The 25293-nt window shown below is 34.4% G+C and carries 19 protein-coding genes; 6 read left to right on the top strand and 13 right to left on the bottom strand.

What is annotated here, in order from left to right; all coding sequences use genetic code 11:
* From PQF96_RS14770 to PQF96_RS14790, 5 genes are all read left to right on the top strand, one after another.
* Positions 1–973: T9SS type A sorting domain-containing protein (locus tag PQF96_RS14770; RefSeq protein ID WP_271767115.1), on the top strand; the 973-nt coding region annotated here is incomplete at its 5' end.
* A 216-nt stretch (positions 974–1189) separates the two neighbouring features.
* Complete coding sequence (locus PQF96_RS14775; protein ID WP_271767116.1) at positions 1190–2830, top strand: tetratricopeptide repeat protein; 1641 nt, start codon at positions 1190–1192, stop codon at positions 2828–2830.
* Between the two features lie 299 nt (positions 2831–3129).
* The gene (locus PQF96_RS14780; protein ID WP_271767119.1) at positions 3130–8697 is read left to right on the top strand and encodes a BspA family leucine-rich repeat surface protein; all 5568 of its coding nucleotides are present in this window, start codon (positions 3130–3132) and stop codon (positions 8695–8697) included.
* On the top strand, positions 8622–9707 hold the full coding sequence (locus PQF96_RS14785) for an immunoglobulin-like domain-containing protein (RefSeq protein ID WP_271767121.1): 1086 nt from the start codon (positions 8622–8624) through the stop codon (positions 9705–9707). The genes PQF96_RS14780 and PQF96_RS14785 overlap by 76 nt, the downstream gene beginning before the upstream one ends.
* Positions 9704–10387: a hypothetical protein gene (locus PQF96_RS14790; protein ID WP_271767122.1), complete on the top strand. Its 684-nt coding sequence runs from the start codon at positions 9704–9706 to the stop codon at positions 10385–10387. Before PQF96_RS14785 ends, PQF96_RS14790 begins: the two co-directional genes overlap by 4 nt.
* Before the next feature lie 102 nt (positions 10388–10489).
* On the opposite strand, the gene PQF96_RS14795 is transcribed toward PQF96_RS14790, so the two are convergent.
* The 12 genes from PQF96_RS14795 to PQF96_RS14850 form a co-directional block, all read right to left on the bottom strand.
* Complete coding sequence (locus tag PQF96_RS14795; protein WP_271767124.1) at positions 10490–11725, bottom strand: hypothetical protein; 1236 nt, start codon at positions 11723–11725, stop codon at positions 10490–10492.
* The gene (locus PQF96_RS14800) at positions 11722–13029 is read right to left on the bottom strand and encodes a WD40 repeat domain-containing protein (RefSeq protein WP_271767126.1); all 1308 of its coding nucleotides are present in this window, start codon (positions 13027–13029) and stop codon (positions 11722–11724) included. The genes PQF96_RS14795 and PQF96_RS14800 overlap by 4 nt, the downstream gene beginning before the upstream one ends.
* A gap of 155 nt (positions 13030–13184) precedes the next feature.
* Entirely contained in the window at positions 13185–14264 is a 1080-nt protein-coding gene (locus PQF96_RS14805) for a Gfo/Idh/MocA family protein (RefSeq protein ID WP_271767128.1), read from the bottom strand.
* 84 nt (positions 14265–14348) lie between these two features.
* Positions 14349–15215 carry a DUF2911 domain-containing protein gene (locus PQF96_RS14810; protein ID WP_271767129.1) on the bottom strand — a complete coding sequence of 289 codons (867 nt, stop codon included), beginning with the start codon at positions 15213–15215 and terminating at the stop codon, positions 14349–14351.
* A gap of 127 nt (positions 15216–15342) precedes the next feature.
* Complete coding sequence (locus PQF96_RS14815; protein WP_109435844.1) at positions 15343–15708, bottom strand: cupin domain-containing protein; 366 nt, start codon at positions 15706–15708, stop codon at positions 15343–15345.
* 13 nt (positions 15709–15721) lie between these two features.
* A complete protein-coding gene (locus tag PQF96_RS14820) occupies positions 15722–16117 on the bottom strand; it encodes an acyl-CoA thioesterase (RefSeq protein ID WP_271767131.1) in 396 nt (131 codons plus the stop codon).
* Positions 16118–16206: 89 nt separating this feature from the next.
* Positions 16207–16785, bottom strand: a complete 579-nt coding sequence (locus tag PQF96_RS14825; protein ID WP_271767133.1) for an O-methyltransferase — start codon at positions 16783–16785, stop codon at positions 16207–16209.
* Between the two features lie 152 nt (positions 16786–16937).
* Positions 16938–17558: a hypothetical protein gene (locus tag PQF96_RS14830; RefSeq protein WP_109435841.1), complete on the bottom strand. Its 621-nt coding sequence runs from the start codon at positions 17556–17558 to the stop codon at positions 16938–16940.
* Positions 17559–17643: 85 nt separating this feature from the next.
* A complete protein-coding gene (mgtE, locus tag PQF96_RS14835; protein ID WP_109435840.1) occupies positions 17644–18993 on the bottom strand; it encodes a magnesium transporter in 1350 nt (449 codons plus the stop codon).
* Between the two features lie 88 nt (positions 18994–19081).
* Positions 19082–19945, bottom strand: coding sequence for a 16S rRNA (adenine(1518)-N(6)/adenine(1519)-N(6))-dimethyltransferase RsmA (gene rsmA / locus PQF96_RS14840; RefSeq protein WP_271767136.1), 864 nt, complete (start codon positions 19943–19945; stop codon positions 19082–19084).
* Positions 19938–20252, bottom strand: coding sequence for a DUF4286 family protein (locus PQF96_RS14845; protein WP_109435838.1), 315 nt, complete (start codon positions 20250–20252; stop codon positions 19938–19940). The genes rsmA and PQF96_RS14845 overlap by 8 nt, the downstream gene beginning before the upstream one ends.
* Before the next feature lie 101 nt (positions 20253–20353).
* Positions 20354–22141, bottom strand: a complete 1788-nt coding sequence (locus PQF96_RS14850) for a tetratricopeptide repeat protein (protein ID WP_143917054.1) — start codon at positions 22139–22141, stop codon at positions 20354–20356.
* A gap of 311 nt (positions 22142–22452) precedes the next feature.
* On the opposite strand from PQF96_RS14850, the gene PQF96_RS14855 reads away from it, so the two are divergent.
* Positions 22453–23805 carry a hypothetical protein gene (locus PQF96_RS14855; RefSeq protein ID WP_271767137.1) on the top strand — a complete coding sequence of 451 codons (1353 nt, stop codon included), beginning with the start codon at positions 22453–22455 and terminating at the stop codon, positions 23803–23805.
* A gap of 181 nt (positions 23806–23986) precedes the next feature.
* Here PQF96_RS14855 and serS read toward each other — a convergent pair whose 3' ends face one another.
* A complete protein-coding gene (gene serS / locus PQF96_RS14860; protein WP_109435835.1) occupies positions 23987–25258 on the bottom strand; it encodes a serine--tRNA ligase in 1272 nt (423 codons plus the stop codon).
* Positions 25259–25293: the final 35 nt, after the last annotated feature.

Consider the following 25293-nt stretch of genomic DNA (forward strand, 5'->3'; position numbering starts at 1 on the left):
TTTATCAAAATATCTGGACAATACTGATGCGCAAGGCATATCCTTAGCGACAAATACACTGAGTATTTCAGGCAATGTATCTACGGTTGATCTTTCGGGATATTTAGATAATACCGATGCTCAGGATTTAACCTTATCAGGTGATGCTTTGAGTCTTACCAATGATGCCACCAATGTAGATTTATCAAAATATCTGGACAATACTGATGCGCAAGGCATATCCTTAGCGACAAATACACTGAGTATTTCAGGCAATGCGTCTACGGTTGATCTTTCAGGTTATTTAGACAATACCGATGCTCAGGATTTAATCCTTTCCGGAAATACGTTAAGCTTAACCAACGATGGGACTACGGTAGATTTATCGGGATACTTAGATAATACCGATGCGCAAACACTAAGTCTTGCTAATGGAAATTTAAGTATTTCAGGAGGAAACACTATTAATCTTTCCGCATTACAGGATGGAGTAGGAACCGACAATCAGAATCTTACCTCGGCTACAGTAACGAATAATCAGTTAACGATTGGGATCGAAAATGGAAATGTAGTAAGAGTCGACTTATCACCGGTGATAGCATCTTTAGAATCCGATCTTACAGATGCCCAAAGTGAAATCGAAAGTTTACAAAATCAAATGACCGAGCTGCTTTCTCGATTAGCTGCTTTAGAAAGTTGTGCCTGTGATACTTCAGCAAGCATCAATAAAGAAAATAGACCCATATTATATCAAAATATTCCGAATCCTTTTAACGGAACGTCATCTATTAAATATTACCTGCCTAGTGGAATTACTAATGCATCAATTGTATTTAGTAATACTGTGGGACAAGTTATTTCTAAGGTAGCACTTAAGGAAACAGGAGATAGAACATTAAATATCAATAGAGATGGATTGGCAATGGGAACCTACTTCTATACGATGTATGTAGGGAGTACAAAAATAGATACCAAAAAAATGGTGATCGAATAATAGCTGTTTTATTTGTGTACTTACAACAATAAGAGGTTATGGTGTGAGGCTGTCTAAAAAGTAAAAAAGCCTGTATTTGTCAGTTTGACATCAAAAAATCACTTTTTAGACAGTCTAATTAATTTTGATGTAAGCATCATAAAAAATCATTACGATTATAAAAATATTATGATGTATTTTTGGGGAAAGACCAACTAATTTCCAAAAAACGATCTGTTGAAAACCACTTTTGTATATATAAGTATCTTATTAATATCATGCACTGTTTTTTCACAATCACACGATAGTCTTGCTACAGAATTAAAACATAAAATCGAAAAAACTACCAATGATTCGATCAAGATTGGGTATAAAATTGAATTGGCAAAACAATTGATTAAATCTAATGTAGATACCACAAGAATCATTATTAACGATGTCTTAAATATTATCAAAGATAACGAAGGAAATTACTTTCAAAGTCGCAAAGCAGAAGCACTGAATTATCTCGGTATATTAGATAGTAAGCAGAGTTATGTAGAAAAAGCACTTAGCAACTACTTAGAAGCACTTGATATAACTCATAACGTAAGGGATTCTGCGGGTATTGGATTATCATTACATAATCTGGGTATGTTTTACAGACGTCAAAAGGAGTTTAGTAAAGCAAAAGAATACTTAAAAAAAGCAATAATCGTTAAGGAAAAACTGAAAGATGTTGAAGATCTAGCATTATCCCATCATATGTTGGGACTCACATACTATAACAATGAACAGATGGATTCTGCTAGATATCATATATCTGTTGTTAAAGAGATGCCGTGTTCAAGTGTTCGTAAATCAAAAGCTAACGGCACTTTAGCTGCAATATATTTTAAAGAGAAAAAGTATGATCAATCGATCGATATATATAAAGAAAATATTGAAATTTCTAGAGATATTAATGATCAAAATGAATTGAGTATAAGTTACTTGAATGTAGCAGTATTATATAATGCGCTAAAGCAATATGAGAGCGCTGTTCCCTATCTTGATAGCGCCATTGTTGTTGCAAAAAAACTAAAACATAAAGAATTGTTATTAAAGCAGTATTACAGTAGAAGTAATCTAAACGAAACTCTAAAAGAATACGAGCAAGCACTACAAGATTATAAGGTCTACAAAATGTACAATGATTCTATCAATGATATTGAAAAAGCAAAACGGATTACAGCTTTAGAACTGAATTATCAATTTGATAAAGAAAAACAGGCGAGTGAGTTAAGATTAGAAAATGAAACCTCAAAGAAACAATTGTACCTATTACTTTTTGTAATCGCTACCATTATGGGAGGTATTATTTTTTGGTTAACCCGAAAAAATGCAAAGCATCGATTAGCATTATCAAATAAAGAGTTAGAAAGCGAGCAATTAGAAAAAGTAAAAGCAGAATTGGCGCTGGTAACCCGAGAAAAAGAACTAAAAAATGCGGTTATTGAAAATTCACTACGTCAAGAAATACTAAGTAGTACCTTAGGCGAAATACGAGATATCATCAAACTAAGAGATGAACAAGAACGTAAAACAGCATTGCATTCACTTTCTGCTTCATTACTTTCTGAAAAAGCAACGAAAAGAACAGCTACTGATCTACATTCTTATCTTAATTCAGTAAGCATTGATTTTAAAGTGATTCTCGATAAACACTTTACGCAATTAAAAGAAAAGGAAAAAGAACTCCTATGCCTTATGACATTGGGGCTCAATTCTACTGAAATTAGTAAATTACAAGGTACAACGGTCTCCGCAATTAAATCTTCCCGATCTCGCATTCGTAAAAAAGTAGGAGTCGATTCTAAACAAGATATTATTGAGTTTATCAAAAACTTTGAGATATAGCATACGAACCCTGAGCCTGTCGAAGGGTGTTTTTAAATGTACTTCTAGAATATATGTTACGAGTTCATCATATCGGACTTCGAGAGCCTCAGCCCTCAGATTTTGTAGTCAAAGAACTGATTAAAGTGTTTTTAACAGGTAAAACCTTGTGAAACAATGGTTTGTGATATCTCTGCAACCCCAAAAACACCATCTTGCAACCCTTTTGCAACCCCTATTTTCTTTGCAACCCTTAAAATCCTGTTAATTTTGCACTCGATTTTAAGAATATATGATCAACTATTTTCTAAAAGCCCCTTATGAAACACTTTTACATTACATTATTTTTTATTGTCAGTTTTTTTACTACTAGTTTTGCTCAGAATGAATTTATTACTACCTGGGAAACTACAACCGCAGATGAAAGTATTACCATTCCCACTACCGGATCTGGATATAATTATACAGTAGATTGGGGAGATGGCACTATCGAAACTGGATTTACAGGAAACGCTACTCATGAGTATGCAGTAGCTGATATTTATACCGTAAAAATCACTGGAGATTTCCCTAGAATCTATTTTAATAATAATGCAGATTCCGACAAAATTCTAACCGTTGAGCAATGGGGAAATATTGCCTGGACTAGTATGGAAAATGCATTCAACGATTGTAAAAAACTAAGGATAAAAGCAACAGATGCTCCGGATCTTTCAAGGGTAACTAATTTGCGAAATGCGTTTAGAGCGTGTCAAGCATTTAGAGATGAAGATTTTTCAAACTGGGATGTGTCTAACGTCACCAATATGCCTTTTGTTTTTTTTGCTTCTAGTTTTAATGGAGATGTAAGTACTTGGGATGTAGGGAGTGTTACCAATTTCATAAGTACGTTTGCTATCTCTCCATTCAATCAAAATATTTCTAATTGGAATATCGGAGAACGTGTTACTGGAACGATAAATATGGGAGGTATGTTTCTACGAGGTCGTCAATTTAATCAAAACCTGGGGAGTTGGGATATAAGCAAGGTCTCAAATATGAACAACATGTTTTCACAGAGCTCTCTTTCTACCACAAATTATGATGCTACACTTATCGGTTGGGCTACACAAGATCCAGGAGAAACGATACCTTCTAATATCAGTATCAGCTTTGAGGGAAGCCAATACTGTCTCGGAGCTGATGCTAGAAATACGCTAACCGATCCTACCGGATTAAATTGGAGTATCACGGATGATGGTGTTGCTTGTGCTTCAACAGATTTTTTTATTACCACTTGGCAAACTACTACGGATAATGAAAATATTGTAATACCCACAACCGGATCTGGATATGACTATAGCGTGGATTGGGGAGATGGTACCATTGAAACTGGATTTACAGGAAATGCCACTCATGAGTATACTACTTCTGGAACGTATACAGTAAGAATTATAGGAGATTTCCCAAGAATTTACTTTAATGATTCAGGAGATAAAGACAAAATTCTAAATGTAACACAATGGGGCTCTATTGCTTGGAATGGTTTTAACGATGCATTCTCTGGTTGTTCTAATCTAGATGTCATTGCAACAGATGCTCCAGATCTTAGTAACGTGACTTCCGTATCAAGGATGTTTAGAGAATGTACTACATTGGGAACATCTTCTATGCTAGATTTTTCAAATTGGGATACCAGTAGTGTAGTCGTCTTCGGTGGTATGTTTAGAAATGCATCCAATTTTAATAGTACATCTATTACTAACTGGGATGTAGGAAAAGCTACAGGTTTTGTACTAATGTTTGAAAATGCCATAACATTTAATCAAGATATCAGTAATTGGAATATAGGAGAAAATGTTACAGGGACTGTTAATTTGGGAAGTATGTTGATAAACGCTGAAAATTTTGATCAAAATTTAGGTGCCTGGAATATAGAGAAAGTAACAAATATTAGGAATATGCTAGGTGGTACTGGACTTTCTACCGCTAATTATGATGCTACCTTAATCGGCTGGGCAGAAAACAGTAATACACCAAGTGGACTAGATCTTGGAGTATCTAATCTCACCTATTGTTTGGCAGAAGTTGCTAGAAATACATTAACTGATATTGGTGGGTTAAATTGGAGTATCTCTGATGCCGGACTAGATTGTGCTGATGCTTTTATCACTACCTGGAAAACTACTGCTACCAATGAAAGTATTACCATACCTACTACAGGATCAGGGTACGATTATTTTGTGGATTGGGGAGACGGAACCGTTGAAACTGGAATTACAGGTAATGCTACCCATAGTTATTCCATAGCAGGTACATATACCGTTAAGATTTTAGGCGATTTTCCTCAGTTTGCTTCCTTGGCAGGTGGGATATCTAATGCTGAAAAGCTGAGAACTGTTGAGCAGTGGGGAAATATAGAATGGAGAAGTATGTTTCAAGCATTTTCACGATGTAGTAACATGAATATTACCGCTATTGATGCCCCCAATTTATCTAATGTAACGGTAATGGGTCAAATGTTTTTTGGTTGTACTAATTTACAATCTCCTGATTTTTCTAATTGGGACACCTCTTCTGTAACTTCTATGACATGGATGTTTATAAATGCCAGAAATTTTAATGGAAATATCTCTACTTGGGATGTGGGTAATGTAATAGCATTTGATTTAATGTTAGCTGGAACAAGAAGTTTTAATCAAGATATAGGTGGTTGGAATATTGGTGAAAATGTAGCAGGTACTATTAACATGAATGGTATGCTTACTGGTACTGCTAGTTTCAACCAAAGTTTAGGGGATTGGAATCTTGAAAAAGTAACAGATATTGATGATATGTTGACTAATTCTGGGCTTTCTACAGCAAATTATGATTCAACGTTAATAGGATGGGCAGCAAATGCTAATACACCTAACAACTTGGTACTGGGCGCAGACAGCTTTACCTATTGTTTTGGGGAGACTGCTCGAAATACATTAACTAGTGCTCCTTATAATTGGACGATTAGTGATGCAGGATTGGATTGTAGCGATGCTTTTATCACTACCTGGCAAACGACTACAGTTAGTGAAAGTATTACGATCCCAACAACAGGAAGCGGATATAACTATGTTGTTGATTGGGGCGATGGAACCGTTGATTTTGGATTAACAGGAAATGCGACTCACGAATATACTACAGCAGGAGCATATACCGTAAGAATTATCGGGGATTTTCCAAGGTTTTATAATCCTGGTTTAGGAGGTTACATTTCCAATGCAGCCAAAATTCAATCTATAGAGCAATGGGGTACGCAACAATGGACAAGTATGGAGGGTGCTTTTGATAGTGCCACCAGCCTTGTTATTAATGCTACTGATATCCCTGACTTAAGTGCCGTTACCAGTATGCAAGGAATGTTCTTTTTAAATTCAAATCTTGTTGACAATGGCGGAACCATAGGTACCTGGGATGTGAGCAATGTCCAGGATATGGGATTCTTATTCAGAAATACTCCATTTAATGAGGATATTAGTAGTTGGAATACTCAGAATGTTACCAATATGAGTAATATGCTGGCGAACTGCCCTAATTTTAATCAAAACCTAGGTGATTGGGATATGAGCAAAGTAACTAATATGTCTGATATGTTTGTGACTTCAGGGCTTTCTTTAGCGAATTATGATGCGACGTTAATTGGATGGGCTACAGACTCAAGTGGTAATACAACCGATGGTGTTGACGATGTTCCTTCTAATATCACTTTTCATGCAGGTTCAAGTATGTATTGTTTAGGAGTGGAAGCTCATAATACATTAACCAGTTCACCACATAATTGGACGATTACTGATGGTGGAACGACTTGTGCAACGTCAGATTTTTTTATCACCACTTGGCAAACCACTATTGCTAATGAAAGTATTACCATTCCTACAACCGGTTCGGGATACAACTATTCAATAGATTGGGGAGATGGTACTATTGAAGCTGGGTTTACTGGAAATGCTACCCATGAATATGTAGTAGCGGGAGCTTACACAGTAAAAATTACAGGAGATTTCCCGAGGATTTATTTTAATAATACAGGTGATAGAAATAAAATAAGTTCTATTGAGCAATGGGGAAATATTGCATGGAGAAATTTTCAATACGCTTTTTCAGGTTGTACGCAACTTAAAATTAACGCTATAGATGCTCCTGATTTATCTAATGTTACTAATCTAAATAATATGTTTAGGTCTTGCACCTCTTTGGATACTCCAGATTTTTCCAATTGGGATACCAGTACTATTACTACAATGAAAGAAATGTTCTATCGAGCAAATAACTTTGATGGAAATATTGCCAATTGGGATGTTGGTAAGGTAATAAGTTTTGAGCTGATGTTCTATGAAGCATTTAAATTTAATCAAAATATTAGTAGTTGGAATATCGGAGAGTTTGTGAGTACTAAGATTATTAATATGAATAGTATGTTCTCTACGGCAACTTCTTTTAACCAACCGATCGGAAATTGGGAACTAAGTAAAGTTTCAAATATTAGAAGTATGTTTTTTAGAGCAGCTGCATTCAATCGACCTTTAGATTCCTGGGATGTTTCAGGAATGGGAACCTTAAAAAGATTATTCTTCTCTGCATCAAGTTTTAACCAACCTCTGGATTCTTGGGATGTATCTACCATTTCTAATATGGATGAGATGTTTTGGGGAGCTTCTTCATTTAATCAAAATTTGGGTAATTGGGATATTAGTGAAACCACAATAATGAACAGACTATTTTTAAGAACAGCGATGTCTACTGCTAATTATGATGCTACATTAGTAGGATGGGCAACTTTAGAAGCTGGAGAAACCCAAATTCCTGCCAATTTAATATTAGATGCTAGTAGTTTTTATTGTTTAGCAGAAGATGCCAGAAATACATTGACCAGTGCTCCTTATAATTGGTCGATTACTGATGAAGGACTAGGTTGTGTACCAACAGACTTTTTTATAACCACCTGGCAAACAACTACACCTAATGAAAGCATAACTATTCCTGTTGTTGGATCAGGTTATAATTATGGCGTAGACTGGGGAGATGGAACCGTTGAAACGGGGATAACAGGAGATGTTACACATACATTTGCAACAGCGGGAATTCAAACTATAAAGATAACGGGAGACTTTCCTGCGCCATTTTTCACAAGATTAACAGGCGATGATGAAGGTAAATTATTGACCGTAGAACAATGGGGAACGCAACAATGGACTTCGATGCGAAGTGCTTTTGATGGTTGTTATAATCTAAAATTGAACGCTGAGGACACTCCTGATTTATCCCAGGTAACAAGGATGTCAGGTATGTTTAGAGACTGTACGAATCTGGAAGATCTAAAAGATACCATGAATGCTTGGGATATGACTACTATTGAAAGTATATCATCTATGTTTAATGGTTGTACCTTGTTTAATGAAAATATTGGTGGATGGACTTTTACTAGTTTGACCGATGCTTTTAACGCCTTTGAAGCTGCGGCTACTTTTAATCAGGATATATCAAATTGGGATGTAAGCAAAGTAGACGAATTTGATGCCATGTTTAAAGATGCTACTTCCTTTAACCAACCCATTGGTAAATGGACTCTAGGCACTGTGGACTATATAGACAGAATGTTCCAGGGAGCAACGGCGTTTAATCAGGATTTAGGTAATTGGGATTTTAGTAATGTGTATGTAGCTTCTGATATGTTTAATGGCGCCACAGCTTTTGATCAGGATTTATCAGCTTGGGATATTAGTAATGTAGAAGAGTTAGATAACTTTTTTACAGGTTCTGGAATGTCTCGGGAGAATTATGATAAAACATTGATTGGATGGGCAACTTTAGAAGCAGGGGAAAATGCAATCCCGACAGATTTGACGTTAAATGCAGATGCTACCTATTGTTAGCCGAGGCAGCCAGAAATACTTTAACCAGTGCTCCGTATAATTGGATGATTACTGATGACGGATTGGATTGTGACACCACTGCTCCAGTAATTACCTTAACCGGTGAGAACCCTCAAACCGTAATTTTTGGTGAAGATTATATCGAGTTAAGCGCTACTACCGATGATGGCAGTATTGTAGTGATTGATGCATCCTCTGTAAATACGAATCAGTTAGGACAGTACATGGTTACCTATAATGCTACAGATGCTTCAGGAAATGTTGCTACACAAATTACCAGAGTAGTCCATGTATTTGATAGCTGTCCAATAGTGAGTTTACCAGCTGATAATTTTACTATTATTGCATCTAGCGAAACCTGTGTTGATAAAAATAATGGTATCATCTCGATCAGTGCTACTGAACCATTAAACTATATTGCTACCATTAATAATGAGACATATAACTTTACCTCTAGTATAGTGATTCCTGATTTGACACCAGATATTTATAGTTTCTGTATCACTATAGATGGGATTACTGGTTGTGAGCAGTGTTTTGAATTGACCATAGAAGAAGCTGCTGTGGTAACTGGTAAGACTACTTTAGATTCAGATACTATGAATATTGAAATGGCATCTGGTACGGCGCCTTATATGGCTATGATTAATGATAAGGTAGTAGGCGAATATACTAGCAATACTTTTGCTGTTAAGGTTCAACATGGCGATGTATTAGATATAGTTTCTAGTCTGGCTTGCGAAGGCAAGTTATCAGCCAGGGTTGATTTGTTTGATAAGATTACAATTACTCCTAATCCTACGCAAGGAGATGTGATCCTAACGGTTCCAAATGGAGGAGAGACGATGAATGTTACGATTCATAATACATTGGGTATGATGGTGTCTTCAGGAGTGTATAGTATCATAAACAGTAAAGTAAACTTACCTATGGAAAGTTTATCTGCAGGGATTTATTTTGTCCGTATTGAAGGATCAGTTTCAGAACCATTTAAAATTGTAAAACAATGAGAAATTTCTATATAGTAGTATTAAGTTCATTATTTCTATTTTCCTGTAGTGGAGATGATAATACTGTAACCCCCATACTAGATACTGTTCCTTCGATACCCAGTTTGGTATTTCCTACCAACAATTTGGTATGTACTAATTTTAACCTTGAGTTTGATTGGAGCAGAGTAGTAGATGGCGATGGTGATTCGATACAATATACAATAGATATTGCGACCGATAATACTTTTACTCCTGTATTATTCACAGCCACCACTACAGAGACAGTCAATACTTTTACTTTAGAAAAGGGAACTACTTATTTTTGGAGAGTAAAGGCAACCGATAGTGCGGGTAATGATAGTGGTTATTCTGATATACAAACATTTTTTACAGAGCCCGATGCAGGAGTCAATACTATCCCAAATGCTCCTGTAGTATTAAGTCCTTCATTGGGAGAGCTAGTATCAGGAACCAATATCACTTTGGATTGGGATGCTACAGACGAGGATAATGATCCTTTGACTTTTGACCTTTATTTTGGAGATACGAATCCACCTGTTTTAGTTTCAGAAAATATAAATGTTTCAACATTTGATGTGATTGTCTCAGCCAATACCACATATTATTGGAGAGTTGTGGTTAAGGATGATAAACAAGGAGCTACCATTGGTCAGATATGGAATTTTAGAACAGAGTAAATTAAAATATTGATAAGGAAGGTAAGGGGTTCGTAACTTTTATCGATGCTAAGAACCACTCAAATACTCGGGTGGTTTTTTTGAATATAAAAAAATATAAACCTAAGGTATGCCATATACTTTGATGTGCTTGTCACTTGTATATCCATCAAACAAAATAGCAAGCTTTGTCCCATCCTCGCTTAGAACAAATTCATTAAACTTATCCTTGATTTTATCTATGTAGCCAACAATCTTCCAACCTTTATGAGTCTTACGATATATATAAAGTGTATATAAATCATTATAGGTATCTCTAAAATTAACTTTACTAGTTAGTAATGTTTTGCCATCCTTACTTAGACCTAAATGATAATTGTTGAAAAAAGTATCAGGAATAAAATTATCCTGCTTTATCCAAGTATTGTTTTCTAACGTATAAAACGAATAGTTATATTCCTGTTTTCTTGAATGAGAGAATATAGTAATTGATTTTCCATCGTTACCAATATGAGCAGAAATTCCTAGATTATGATACGGAAATTCTCCATCAATATCATTGCCTACTTGTTGCCAGTCGTTATTAAGGAACTTAAAAACCTTTACTTTTCCGGCGCTAGGTCCATTGTCATAATCATGAGGATTTGCTACAGTAATAATAGATCCATCTTTATTGATATTTACACTATCCCAAAATAAAGAATTGAAACCAGAGTAAATGGTTTTCTTTTTAACATTGATTTTATGACCTTTCTTGATCCAGCCATGATTCGTCCATGAATAGAGTTGTAGCTTTACTTTATTATTCGCATTAAGGGCCTGAAAAACTCCTAAAGTGTTACAATCTCCACTTAGCGCAGCAGTATAAAGATCTTCATTTTGTGGTTTTTTAACGAGACTACTATCGTTATTCACCAGAGCCCAGGTTTTATTTTTAAGATCAAAGGTTCGTACTTTTAATACATAATTATCAAGATTTGCTATTACGATTCGATTGGCATTACCATTCATTTTATAATTCTGTCCATAAGTAAAATAACTAGTGTCTTTATTTTTATTTCCAAAAGGAGACCAAATCGTATCACGAAGTTTAAATGTAGCTATTTTTTTTGGCCCTACCGTAGAGTCTATTTCTTTAAATTGATCAGCAATGGCAATAGTGTTAGCATTAAGACTAATATTCATTTCTCTAAAGGGGCTGTTATTATATTTGGAATATAATGTTATAGAATTTCCTAAAGATTTCCATTTGGGAGTATTTTCTTTTAATGGAGAATTCATATCGGCACATGATATAATGAATATCATAGTGATTGATAATACCATCCATTTTTTTATAATGCCTGGTATTCTAATCATTTGAATTTATTTTTAAAGATTTTTACTTCGCCATAGGTGAGATTATCTTCATCCATGGCACTATTGCCTACAATAATTATAGAACCATCATTATTTATTGCAATCGAATTATCAAACTCTTCATATGCTCGTTTCAATTCAATTTTCTTTCCGTACAACTTCCAATTATTGTTTGCCAATTCAAAAGTTGATACAAAATTTGCATCTTTTCCTGATTCTGCTGTATCTCCTCCATAACTTGTTACTGCCAAACGATTACCTGATGCATTTAACATAAGTTGTTCTCCAAAACGTTCTAAATCCGTTCCATAAATAGTATTTCCTACTTGTTTCCATTCGTCAATACTATTAAGACGAAATACTTGTACACAACCAATAAGTAAAATGTTTCCGCGCTTGGTTTCATTCGAGGATTTGGAGATTTGAAAGTCTTTATATCCAATGGCAATGATTGACCCGTCATCATTTATTGAAACTACATCTCCTATTAGAGAAATTTCGTTATAGAGGTTATGGTTCATTTTGATTGCATTTCCTGTCAGAACCCATTGACTATCAATTAATTTGTAAGTGATAACGCCTCTTTCTCCGTTACCAGTTGTGTTTAGAATTAATGTTCGACCATCGCCGCTAAGTGCTATTGATTTTCCGATTTGATTTTCATGAAATGTATTGTTTGTGTATTTAAAAGACTTTGTTGTCCCTAGAATACGATCACCTAGTAATTCCCAAGAATTATGTACTGTATTTAATGTATAAATAGAAACGCTACTGCTTATGTCGCCGGTTGATTCGTGATGAGGAGCTCCTATTGCAAGTGTTTTTCCATCTTGACTTAGACTAATGTCATATCCAAATTCGTCATAAGCTTTTGATCCGTTAAGATTTTGACCCAATTGAATCCATTCTTTTTTATGATATTTAAAAACTCTTACCTGTCCAGAATTTTCGCCATTGACATCACTATGCATAGTTCCTATTGCTAAGATGTTTCCATTGGCATTTATATCTAAAGTACTTCCAAAATGATCATATGTTTTTAACCCCTTTATGTCTTTTCCGATAGTTGTCCATGTATTTTCTTTATTTTGAAATACCCTGACATGACCAGAACCAATACCGTTACTATCATTATATGGTGAACCAATTGCGATAATAGAACCATCATCATTTATGGCAGTAGCCATACCTGCAAAATCCCCAGGAGCTTCTGAGTAAATATCATTGCCGATTTGTTTCCAATCACTACAAGAAAAGCATAGTATGACTATACTTATGTAAAGAATACATATTGATTTTTTCATTGGGGTGTACAACTATGTTTATAGAAATCTTATACCCAAAAGTATGAAAACGAATGTCTTATGAATACACGGTTTACAGTGAAATCAAAAATAGGGTTTTTGGGATGTTTATGGAAATACTACTTAATATGGTCTTTTGATAATTCTTTGTAGCGTTATAAACTAATTTTTGATCTATTTTTTGCTGCCTTATAAATGGCTTCTACAATTCTAATATCTTTTATACCTTCTTCTCCTGGTACCATAACAGGAGTATTATTGATAATAGACAAAGCATCATCATCCATCTGTCTAGCTTGTTGATTCTCTATATGGATATTTAATAATTTACCATCACTTGCTTTGCCTTGCACTCCTCCATACATAGAAAAAGGAGCTAGAGTATACCATCCATTTTCGCAATCAACATATAACTCATGCATCGATTTACCAACACTGGTTTTACCATGCGCTATGGCTCCAGAAGGAAATTCCAAGGTAAAATGTGTGGTTTCATCTGTCTCATTGAAGATTTTTGGACGAGTAGTCATTTGTTTTGCAGTGACGGATATGGGTTCTTCACCCGTCGTGTATCGAGCAGCATTAAGGGCATATACTCCCAAGTCATACATTGTACCGCCTCCCAATGCCGAATCTAATCTCCATGTACGTGCAGGATTGGTTACATTATATCCTATTTCTGCTCTTACAGTTTTGATTTTTCCGTAAGGCTTTGAAGCCGCCCAATCTATTACCGTACGTGTATTGGGTTCATGTTGCATACGATATCCAATAGAAAGCTTCACCTTATTCTTAGCACAAGCATCAATGATTGCTTGACATTCTGCTTCAGTCTTAGCCATTGGTTTTTCGCACCAAACATGTTTTCCTGCGTTTGCTGCTCTAATGGCATACTTAGCATGTAATCCCGTGGGAACAACAATATAAATAACATCGATATCTGGATTGTCTGCTATACGATGCATGGTCTCATAGTTGTACACATTTTTATCGGCAATACCATATCTTTTTTGCCACCTCGGAATTTTAGAAGGAGTTCCTGTTACAATCCCTGTAAGTTTACAATATTTTGTACGCTGTAGGGCAGGAGCTAAGACTGTAGAACTATAATTACCCAACCCTACCAGACATACGTTTAGTTTTTTTGAAGGATTACCAAATATGTCTGTTAAAGGAAATAAACTACCTGCCAGAACCAAACCTGTGTTTCTAATAAAATTTCTTCTATCCAGCATGACTTAAGTCTCTAAAAATGAATGCATCAAGGTAGTTTTTAATTTTGTAAAATGTTGTTTCGGATTTGTTAAATCAATACAAGATTAATTTTTAGTATTCATTTTTTCTAATAATAATTTGCATTTGGCGATATATCCATAATCCCCAGACTTGCTTGATTTTGCTTGATTTAATGATGTAGTTACTTTTTCTTTAGCAATTTGATAATCTTTTACGTGATATGCCAATTCTGCTCTGTAATATTTATACCAAAAAGCATTTGGTTTCATGGCTATGGCTTTTTCAAACCATTCTGCAGCCTTGTCTAAATCTTTGTTCTTATGATAATAAAATTGTGCTGCATCAAAATAAGTCTGAGCTTTAATTTCTCCAGTCGAATGATTAATTTTCTCTTCTATTTCTTTAAATAATATAGGATCAGAATTTACAAATAATGGAATAACAATTTTAGTATATTCCCATGCAATTACAAGATCACCTCCATTAGCATGAAAATTCTCAAAATAAATACTCAAGGTTTCTATTTTATCTTTTAGTTTGAGCGCAGGTACTTTGAAACGTAGTAAATCATTTGTTTGATCATAGTTACCTGCTCCCCATAGCTTTGTGTTTTTGTGAATTACAATAGTCCAATCATTTTCTCCCGGGATACTATATAATCCATAAGAACCGGCAGGGATATCTTTTTTTGCAAGCTGTACATCTCTGTCAATTGATATTTTGGTAGATGAATTAGCTCCTGTACGCCAAAGTTTTTGGTATGGAATTAAGCCACCAAAAATCTGCCTGTCTCCTGCACTTGGCTGTCCATACTCAAGTCTTACAGTAGCTAACCCTACTTGTAATTCTTTAACTATTTTTGGACTGAGACTAGGTTTGTTAATTTGCGCATTTATAAAAAAAGGAACCATTAGACATACTAATACAGAATTTTTTAAAAAGGATTTCATCTGTTCTTTTTTGAATTGTAATTAGAAGTTAGTTTCTGTTTTTTTGACATAGAGAAATAGCTATATGCCCATGTGTATATAGTCATAATACATGTTAAGAATAAACTATTAAATTGAAATATTGGAATTATATCTCGATATACTTAGGCACTGTTCTCTCACTTTGTATATCTCCGGTGTGTTTCGTGCTTTGTTTCTCAAATAATAATACATGAACTTCTTCATTATCTTTTGTGGATGGACAATGTTCTACACCTTTGGGAACTACAATAATTTCTCCTGGCTTTACAGTTACAGTTTTGTCTCTAAATTTCATATGTAAAGTGCCTTTTACGACCTGAAATAACTCATCTTCATCATCGTGTTTATGCCAAATAAAATCACCACATAATTTAGCGAGATAGATCTGATTATCATCTACCGTAGCGATACGATGAGGGTGCCATTGTTTGTCAAATTTGGATAGTTTCTCTTTGATGTTAATTGCTTCCATAAAACTATTTTTTTTAGAAAAACAAGGTACTTATTTCATCTGTGATGCGAGCAGGTCTTAACGTTTCTTTATATAGTAAGCACCAACTGGTCTTTGCTGATACCAAAACCTGTTGAGTAGTCGAATTTATGATTTTGGTATGACGTTCGCTTTTTACCCCTCTATGATTATCAATCCAGGTTTGTAGCGTGATTTTGTCATTTTCGAAAGCAGGGTGGTGGTATTCGATAAAGTGATTAAGCACAACCCATACATACGTATTTCTAAGTTTAATGTCAGTTTTGGATTCCCAATGTTTTTTTGCAACATCTTGCACCCATTGAAGATATACAACATTATTTACATGATCCATATCATCAATAGCTGATTTTGGAACGGTAAAATGATATTCGAAAATTTCAGGTTGCATTTGATCAGGATTTTAGTACCGTAATTTCAAGTCGTAAAATGGTATTCTATACAAACTTAAAATTTTCATGATTTGTGATATCGAATGTACTATTTTTTTGTGGCAATTATTATTCCTGTAGACCAATTCATTTTGGTTACATTAAAATCGTCTCTACTTTCCAGGGATTCGATCAATAGATTTACTTTTTGTTGATGACCTTTTGGCCAATCTGGTTGTGTGTTCATATCATCAATGATATAAAACCCACCTCGTTTTAGTAATGCTAATGTTTCTTCTAGTTCATAAAATTTACCAGGCCATGTATCTGCAAAGATGAGATCAAATTTTTCTCCGTTATAGTTTTTAATCCATTCTGCTCCATCTGCAAGTATAATGCTGACCTTTTCTTCTTTTTCAAAGTATTTTTGTGCCACTTTTATGAGTTTGGGATCATTATCTAATGTGATGAGTCGAGACGAATCATCCATTCCGGCAATCATCCATGAAAGTGATAAACCTACGCCAGTGCCTAATTCTAATAGATTTGCATTAGGTTTAGACGTTATTAATGTTTTTAAAAGTGTTCCGATGTATGGGTCTGATGGCATTGTAAAGCCTATTTCTTTGCACAGTGTTTCTAATTCTGAATACACCTTTGGGAATCCTATAATTTTTGAGTCGTTCATTATGTTTTTTATGAATAGTATATAACAAAACTATTTATATGAATTTTACTCAGGAACTTACTATCATGGTAAATTACGATGTTCACGCCTTTTTCGGGCAGTGATTTACAAACTTGAATATAAGATTACACAAAAGACAACAAGTTTTTTACTTATTTAAAATAACCTCTCGCTTTTAATACTCCATCTTTTTTTAGTTGAAAGAGTTCGTTAATATAGTTTCCATAAACTGCAATCGCTTTATTGTCTTTTATATAAAAATATGGCTTAGGGTACCATTTACTAATTGTCTCTTTAGAAGACTCTTTTAAATCAATTTCTACAATTGGTTCGAAGTTTATTTTTTCTGGTTTAATAGAAGTGTTTTTATTGAATGAGTGTCCATAATCATATTTAGAATATATGCCTGCCCATTTATTTTCTTTGGTTTTGTATAATGCAGAGAATTGATATTTAGAATGATATAGATTTTCACCTTCTTTAACTATATATAAAAGGACATATTTATGTTTTGAAAAAGGAGGAATTCCGTAGTGATCATAAGCTACAAATTCGATTGAGTCTTGTTTCAAATCACCATATACATTTTTCAGGATTTTATATTTAGCCTTAAATGCTTGGTCCATTAAAATAGTACCTTCTTTTACTTTGGGTTTAAATTCTTTAACCTCTATTTTCTCTCCAACAAATACATATAGTTTTTGTTTTTTATCTTGTCCAAAAAGATTAGAAAAAATAAAGATAGATACCATTAAAAGTCTAATTACTTTCATTTTTTTAATTCTGATTAATTGTAATTCTTCTCCTTAAAATTACTAAAAAACATCTTCTGAAAGCGTAAAGTGTAGCTTATCTCGATTAAAACCCCAAAATAATCTTTGCAATATAGAAGAATAGAAAAATACCGAAGATATCATTACTCGTGGTAATAAATGGACCTGTAGCAATTGCGGGATCGATACCTTTCTTGTTTAGAATAATAGGAACAAAAGTTCCTATTAATGCTGCTACTATGATGACACATAGCATGGATATAGCAATAGTTAAACTAAAATTTATTTCCATTTTGGTAATAAACCCGAATACTATAACCAGTATCCCCAGAGTAACACCACTAATTAAGCTTAAACTTATTTCTTTTAGCAAACGGGTTAGAAGACTCCCTTTTACATTATCGTTAGCTAAACCTTGCACAATGATTGCAGAAGACTGTACTCCAACATTACCTGCCATTGCCGCAATCAAAGGAGTAAAGAAGAAAAGTTCTTTGTATTTGTTAAGAGCTTCCTCAAATCCTTCCATGATAAATACACTTCCTAACCCTCCAAAAAGACCAAGGATTAACCATGGTAAACGAGCTCTGGTAAGTTCCCAAACATTATCATCTGCTTCTACATCTTGTGAAATACCAGCGGCTAATTGATAATCTTTTTCGGCTTCGTCTTTTATGAAATCTACAATATCATCGATGGTTACTCGACCTAACAGAACTCCATCATGATCGACTACAGGAATAGCTTCGAGGTCATACTTTTGCATGATACGTGCAACCTCTTCTCCTTCTGTATCAACATCTACATAATCTACTTTAGGAATATAAACTTCGCTGATATGTGTTTTTGCAGATGCTGTTAGTAAATCTTTTAGCGATAATCTACCTTTAAGTTTTTCTTCTTTATCAACAACATAAATAGAATGTACTCGAGTTACATTTTCTGCTTGTCGTCTCATCTCCCGAACACAACCAGCAACTGTCCAGGTTTCTTTTACTTTTACCAATTCTTTGGCCATTAATCCTCCCGCAGTATCCTCATCATAAGTAAGGAGTTCTTTGATATCTTCTGCACGTTTTTCATCCTCAATTTCGGCAATTACCTTTTCTGCTCTTTCATCAGGAAGCTCTGCTACGATATCTGCCGCATCATCGGTATCCATTTCTTCCAGCTCTTCGGCTATTTCTTTTACAGAAAGATTTTCCAGAATACGTTCTCGAAAATCCTCTTCCAGTTCCATAAGAGCTTCAGAGGTTTTCTCACTATCAAGTAACTTGATAAGGTATGTTGCTTGAGATAAATTAAGTTCACTAATGATTTCTGCAACATCAGCAAAATGTATTTCATTGAGCATATCACGCAGATTTACATCCTCTTCTGTTTTGATGAGGTGCTTTACCTGTTGGATAAGTTCTTTAGAAACCTGAAATTGCATATGCCTGATGTTTAGTGTCCCCTTGTGTGCAAACGCCCACAAAGATAACCAAAGAATTTAATTAGGCTTTATGGTTGTGTTAAATCCCTTAATGAGTATGTTTTTCTATCAATTGAGTAAGTTTTATAAACTCATCTACCGACAATTGCTCTGGACGTTTTGATAAGATATCTAATATTTTGATTTCATCAGATAGCTGAAAAGTTTTAAGACTATTTCTTAGTGTTTTACGACGCTGTCCAAAGGCGGTTTTTACTACTCTAAAGAATAATTTCTGATCGCAAGGAAGAGTATAGTCTTTTTTTCTTATTAGTCTTAGTACGCCGCTGTCTACCTTAGGAGGTGGGTTAAACACACCTGGAGGAACGGTAAAAAGATATTCGGCATCATAAAATGCCTGGGTAAGTACCGAGAGAATACCGTAAGCTTTTGTACCTGCCTGTTCGCAGATGCGTTGTGCTACTTCTTTTTGAAACATTCCTGTAAATTCAGGAATACGTTCTTTATGTTCTAATGTTTTAAAAACAATCTGTGTCGATATGTTATATGGGAAATTACCTGTAATCGCAAATTGTTTCCCTGGGAATACGGAATTTAAATCAAACTTTAGGAAATCAGCTTCCAAAACCTGAAAAGATGAATTGCTCCTCAATACTTCATTGTGCTCTAACTGAAAGTTAGTGTTCAGATATTCAATAGATTCACTATCCAAATCCATGGCAATGACATCAAGGTTTTTTTGGAGGATGTATTTGGTTAAAACTCCCATTCCCGGACCGATTTCGATGACATTTTTATATCCCTGTAGCGTTAGCGTATCTCCAATTTTTCGGGCTATATTTTCATCTTTCAAAAAATGTTGGCCAAGATGTTTTTTTGCTTTTACAGCAGTTTTTTCTTGTGATACAGAATAATTAGGAGTGTATTTTTTGTTTTTCTTTGATTTAGCCATTCTGTTCGCTTACAATTTCTAATTCTGTTCTGAATGCCACAAATTTACCTGCAAAGCGGTTGGTTTCTGCCCTAAGACGATCGGCATCTTCAGCATAATATTTTTGTAAAGTCTCTTTATTTTTAGTTGTATATTGAACAGAATAAGTAATACCTCCCATTTCTTCTTCTACGAGTACTTTGGTCATTAACGCCTTACTAAATTTTCCTGTGGCTAACATATCAGGAATATGCTCTTCTTTCATCCATTGCAACCATTCGCTATGAATAGTTTCTTCTATGTTTATAGTGACGTTATATATGTACATAAGTATTGTTTAATTTTAATTGAGAAGAAAATAGGATTTGATCTAAAAAAGTTAAGCGAACAAAGGTAGTAAACTACATGCAACTAACTATTGATAATTACCTAATTTATAGCATCTCCACGTAGGGTTCTGTATTTTTTTCTGGCCGCTACAAAATAGATACTGGCTGCATGGTTAAAGATAATTTTCTCATACAATTCCTTTGCTTTTTCGGGTTCACCCAATTCATTCGAATATAGTTCTGCTAACCAATAATAAGCATCATCTGCTAGAATATCATCGTTATAAAATTCTATAATTTTAAGGTAGTTGATTTTGGCTTTTTCGAATTGTTTTTCTTTTTCAAATAATTTTGCCTGACGTAAAAAAGCTTCATCTTCGATTTTTTCGCCTCTATGCTGAGTTAAGATTTTCTGATATTCTGCAATCGCATCTTCATTCTTATTTTGAAAGGCTAATAAGTCTGCTCTGGCAAAAATCTTTAAAGCAGTTTGTGTAGAATCCTCAAGAGAATTATCGCTTATAATAAGACTTAGCTCCATAGCATCGTTAGCAATTAATTGAGAGGTAGAAGATTTTAAAACATCAAGTTGGGTTTGTGCCCATGCAAAATCCCCTTTGTAATAACTTGTTTTTGCTACTTTAAAACGGGCGTCCTGTGCCAGGAAATTATTCTTCAGTGCATTTTGAACTTGCGTGTAATAGATTAATGCTTGATTAAATTTTTGATCTAATACTAAGATGTCTGCAATTTTCATTTTAATTCGGGAAGACTGAAATCTGGATAGCCGCTCTCTTTTGAGTAAATCTTTTAAAAAACCAATAGCTTCTTGTTTTTTATCCTGATTAAACGCCAGGAAATGAGCATAATCTACTTGTAGGCCTATCGTTTCTCTGGATTTACCATACTCATTAAATACTGTATTATATTGATCAACTATGGTTTTGTATTCTTTTTTATTGGCATTATCCACTTTGGCTTTAAGAATAATCTTATGAGCAGTAAGCTTCATGTCTTTTGAAGCTGAGGTTTCTAGAAGGTAATTAAGAATTTCTGTAGCTGATTTAATATCTTTTTCAGAAATAGCAATTCTGGCTAAATCAATGATTCCTTCCGGACCTTCTTCTTTACGTTTGTAAATAGCTTTTTCCTGTATAAATGCTTTTTTAAACTCTTTTTGCTGTACAAAAAGCCAACTCAACATTTCGTTATATAAAATGTCGGGGTTTTGTTGTAGTCTTTTAATTAATAATTTTCTAAAGATAATATTGGCTTCATTTGTCGGATCTTCTGATATGTAATCTCCAAAATTTCGTTGCACAATATTGATATAATTGGGTTGTGTTTTTAATAAAGACAAATAACTATCAAACATCTTTTCTAGTTTGCCTTGTTCTCCATAGATTTTGGCTAATTGCACATTAAAATTTGCTCGGGGATTGTCTTTCATCCCTTTTTCATAAATCAATGCGGCTTCATCTAGTAAACTATATTTTTCAAATGTTTGTGCAAGGGAGTAGGCGTGATTTACACTATTGTTACTATAGGTTTCTACCGCCTTGTCATAATACAAACGCGCTTCTTCAGATTTTCCCTGCAAATCATAATGATGTCCTAGTTCTACCAGAATCTGAGCATTACCAGGTGTTCTTTCTACTCTTTTTTTCAAAATACTTTCTGCTTCATCAAACTTTTCTAATTGTTGATACGATTCTACTAACCCTAAAAAATAATTTATCCGGTTAGGATTTTTGGCATATAGTTTTTGATATACAGAAAGTGCTTTTTCATATGCTCCTTGTTGGATATAGTTTTTAGCCAACTGTTCCGACTGCGCAAATGTCGAAAAAGTAAATACTAGGGAGATATAGAAAAAGATAAGGCGCATTTTGCAAGTTTTTTGTAAATATAACAAAATGCGAATTAGTAGTATGTTATGGTTCCCTTAATCTATGCGTTTAAGCCTTTAATGTTGAATTATTGTATTATCAATTTTGATGAATTTACGAATTTGTACATTTTATTGAATCTGGAATGATGAAATATGATGAAATATTATTTTTTTCAACTTTTTTAGATATTAGTAAAGGTAATATGTAATGTAGTTTTGGGTGTTATAATTTAAAAGCGAAACTATGTGGGTAATTGCTCTGGGGCTGAAGTAAGATCATTAGTTACTAAAATTAAACTCAATAAGAAATGAGAAAACAACAAAATAAAACATTCTTGCATTTAATGATTTTAGTAACTACCACGCTGGGGTTATTAGTTAGTTGTAAAAATGAAAAGCCAGAACCTTATCAGGCTCCAGAGCCCCAGCAAAAATTGATACCACAACCTTTTCCAACAACATATGGTTTTCCTGTTTCTGAGGCGACATTAATCGGATATACACAGGATTACACGAATCCAAAAAATATAGAAGGCATTTATACACATGCTTGGCAGATATGGGCAGGGCTTACACAAATGACGGATTTAGAAACTGAAAATGGACATAAAATTAGAGTGTTTGAATCATGGAGAACACCACAACAAATAAAATCAGAAGACAGAATTAATGATAAAAATCTATTTCCTTTAACCGTTCCTCATCAATTGGGACATGGAGTAGGTTTGGATAGTATTAATGAAACACAACTAGCTGGATTTGTAAAATATAGTCCTGCTGCAGAAAAGCATGTTGTAGAACAAGGGATTTTTGATCAAAAAGTAGCAAAATCATTGATTAAAAGCGGTGCAAATCAAATTATAGGTTTTCCAGTAAAATCTATTATGATTAAACCAGTATTTCTTCCTGTAAATTTGGCTAATGGCAAGGATACTATTCATGTATGGCAAGGGCCACCAAAAGACACGATTCGTACCTGGGATCAAAATGATTGGCCAAATTCTTTAATTAAAGTAGTGAAAAGTAAAAGTGAAGCTGACGGAAAAACAAAGTTTGCAATATCAGATTTTATAAATTTTAAGGTTGATAAAAATTTTACAGAGCCATTTGGAAATTTTGAACATGGAGATTATGCTGTTTTAGTGGGAATGCATGTAATGACAAAAGAAACAACACGATGGACATGGCAATCTTTTTGGTGGAGTCAATATCCCGATACACCTCATTTTCCGAGTTCAAAATTGCATGCCTCATATCGAAGTAATGTAACCTTAGATGATGCGGCTAGTCATTATGCCATGACAGCAGCGTATTCAACCAAAATACCAGCTCAACCTTATATTAATGGTCAAAACATTGGGGAATCTTTATATGCCTATAATCCTTATTTGGAGGCTGGTTTTGGCCCTTCTGGTTCTAATAATCCTGTTTTACTAGGTGAAAATGAAAGCGGTATCTATAACGGTAAAACTGTTCAAAATAATTATGGGATTCAAACCAATTGTATGAGCTGTCATATCCAGGCAAGATGGCCTCAAAATAATTCGAGTTTAAATTATAATGGTAATCGTTATGTAGATTTTCAGCAAAGCTACGGTAAAGACACGCTTCAACTCGATTTTTTATGGTCAGTTAATGCAACTCTTGGGTCAATCAAATAGATAAACCATTTAATTTGTGATTCGTCACAAATTTTAAAAATATATTGTTATTGCATGTGTGGGATGAGATGGCGAGCATTATCCCTGTTTTAGTAGAACAACCATGTGGTGTGAGTAGCCCAGTTATTTGCTTGATTAGCATATGACTGGGCTTATTTTTTAATTCATTCTGTGGATTAAATTAATCAATCCATTCAAATCCACAGTAAGGAACTAATACCTCAGGAATTTTAATCCCTTTTGGAGTTTGATAATTTTCTAAAATACCGGCCAATACTCTTGGAAGTGCTAATGAACTTCCATTAAGCGTATGTGCTAACTGGTTTTTTCCTGTAGTATCTTTAAATCTTAGTTTTAATCGATTGGCTTGATAAGATTCAAAATTAGAAACAGAACTAATTTCTAACCAACGATCTTGTGCCGTAGAAAATACTTCAAAATCATAGGTCAACGCAGAGGTAAATCCTATATCGCCACCACAAAGACGTAATACGCGATAAGGTAATTGTAACTCTCTAAGAATATCTTTTACATGTTCTACCATTCCATCCAGAGCCTGATATGAATTTTCTGGTTTTTCGATGCGCACAATTTCGACTTTATCAAATTGATGCAAACGATTTAAACCTCTTACGTGAGCACCATAAGAACCGGCTTCACGTCTAAAACAAGGAGTATATCCTGTACAACAAATAGGGAGTTGATTTTCTGTTACTAATTCATCTCTAAACATATTAGTTACAGGAACCTCTGCAGTAGGAATAAGATATAGATCATCACCGGTTACGTGATACATTTGTCCTTCTTTATCTGGTAACTGGCCTGTGCCATATCCTGAGGCTTCGTTTACCAAATGCGGAACCTGATATTCTTTATACCCAGCTTCAGTGTTTTTATCTAAAAAATAACTGATCAACGCACGTTGTAATCGAGCACCTTTACCTTTATATACAGGAAAGCCCGCTCCGGTAATTTTAACACCCAACTCAAAATCGATAATATCATATTTCTTAGCGAGCTCCCAATGAGGTAATGCTCCTTCTTCTAATACCGGGATCTCTCCTTCTTTATAAACCTCTTCATTGTCCTCATCGCTCTGTCCGTTAGGAACAGAATCATGGGGAATATTAGGGATGGTATATAACAATTGTGTGAGTTCTTCTTGTATCTGAGTAAGCTTAGCGCCAAGTTCTTTAGAAGTTTCCTTAAGCTGTGCAGTTTTCTCTTTAAGTAAATTAGCTTTTTGTTGCTCTCCATTCTTAAAGAGCATACCAATTTCTTTGGAGAATGTATTAGAATCTGCTAGTGTGTTATCCAGTTTTGTTTGCGTAGCACGACGATCTTCATCCAAGGCAATCACTTTACCTAAAACCGATTCGCCATCAAAATTTCTTTTTGCCAAGGCTTTTATATACGCTTCTTTGTTTGCTATGATTTGTGATACTACTAACATGATATCTTTTTTGACGGTTTTTTCATCATTTGTAA

This window comes from Aquimarina algiphila (assembly GCF_947494415.1).
In the GTDB taxonomy this organism is placed as follows: domain Bacteria; phylum Bacteroidota; class Bacteroidia; order Flavobacteriales; family Flavobacteriaceae; genus Aquimarina; species Aquimarina algiphila.

Coding starts and splice junctions, on each gene's coding strand:
- PQF96_RS14780 (WP_271767119.1), top strand. CDS start 3,130: ATGAAACACTTTTACATTACATTATTTTTTATTGTCAGTTTTTTTACT.
- PQF96_RS14785 (WP_271767121.1), top strand. CDS start 8,622: ATGGGCAACTTTAGAAGCAGGGGAAAATGCAATCCCGACAGATTTGAC.
- PQF96_RS14790 (WP_271767122.1), top strand. CDS start 9,704: ATGAGAAATTTCTATATAGTAGTATTAAGTTCATTATTTCTATTTTCC.
- PQF96_RS14795 (WP_271767124.1), bottom strand. CDS start 11,725: ATGATTAGAATACCAGGCATTATAAAAAAATGGATGGTATTATCAATC.
- PQF96_RS14800 (WP_271767126.1), bottom strand. CDS start 13,029: ATGAAAAAATCAATATGTATTCTTTACATAAGTATAGTCATACTATGC.
- PQF96_RS14805 (WP_271767128.1), bottom strand. CDS start 14,264: ATGCTGGATAGAAGAAATTTTATTAGAAACACAGGTTTGGTTCTGGCA.
- PQF96_RS14810 (WP_271767129.1), bottom strand. CDS start 15,215: ATGAAATCCTTTTTAAAAAATTCTGTATTAGTATGTCTAATGGTTCCT.
- PQF96_RS14815 (WP_109435844.1), bottom strand. CDS start 15,708: ATGGAAGCAATTAACATCAAAGAGAAACTATCCAAATTTGACAAACAA.
- PQF96_RS14820 (WP_271767131.1), bottom strand. CDS start 16,117: ATGCAACCTGAAATTTTCGAATATCATTTTACCGTTCCAAAATCAGCT.
- PQF96_RS14825 (WP_271767133.1), bottom strand. CDS start 16,785: ATGAACGACTCAAAAATTATAGGATTCCCAAAGGTGTATTCAGAATTA.
- PQF96_RS14830 (WP_109435841.1), bottom strand. CDS start 17,558: ATGAAAGTAATTAGACTTTTAATGGTATCTATCTTTATTTTTTCTAAT.
- mgtE (WP_109435840.1), bottom strand. CDS start 18,993: ATGCAATTTCAGGTTTCTAAAGAACTTATCCAACAGGTAAAGCACCTC.
- rsmA (WP_271767136.1), bottom strand. CDS start 19,945: ATGGCTAAATCAAAGAAAAACAAAAAATACACTCCTAATTATTCTGTA.
- PQF96_RS14845 (WP_109435838.1), bottom strand. CDS start 20,252: ATGTACATATATAACGTCACTATAAACATAGAAGAAACTATTCATAGC.
- PQF96_RS14850 (WP_143917054.1), bottom strand. CDS start 22,141: ATGCGCCTTATCTTTTTCTATATCTCCCTAGTATTTACTTTTTCGACA.
- PQF96_RS14855 (WP_271767137.1), top strand. CDS start 22,453: ATGAGAAAACAACAAAATAAAACATTCTTGCATTTAATGATTTTAGTA.
- serS (WP_109435835.1), bottom strand. CDS start 25,258: ATGTTAGTAGTATCACAAATCATAGCAAACAAAGAAGCGTATATAAAA.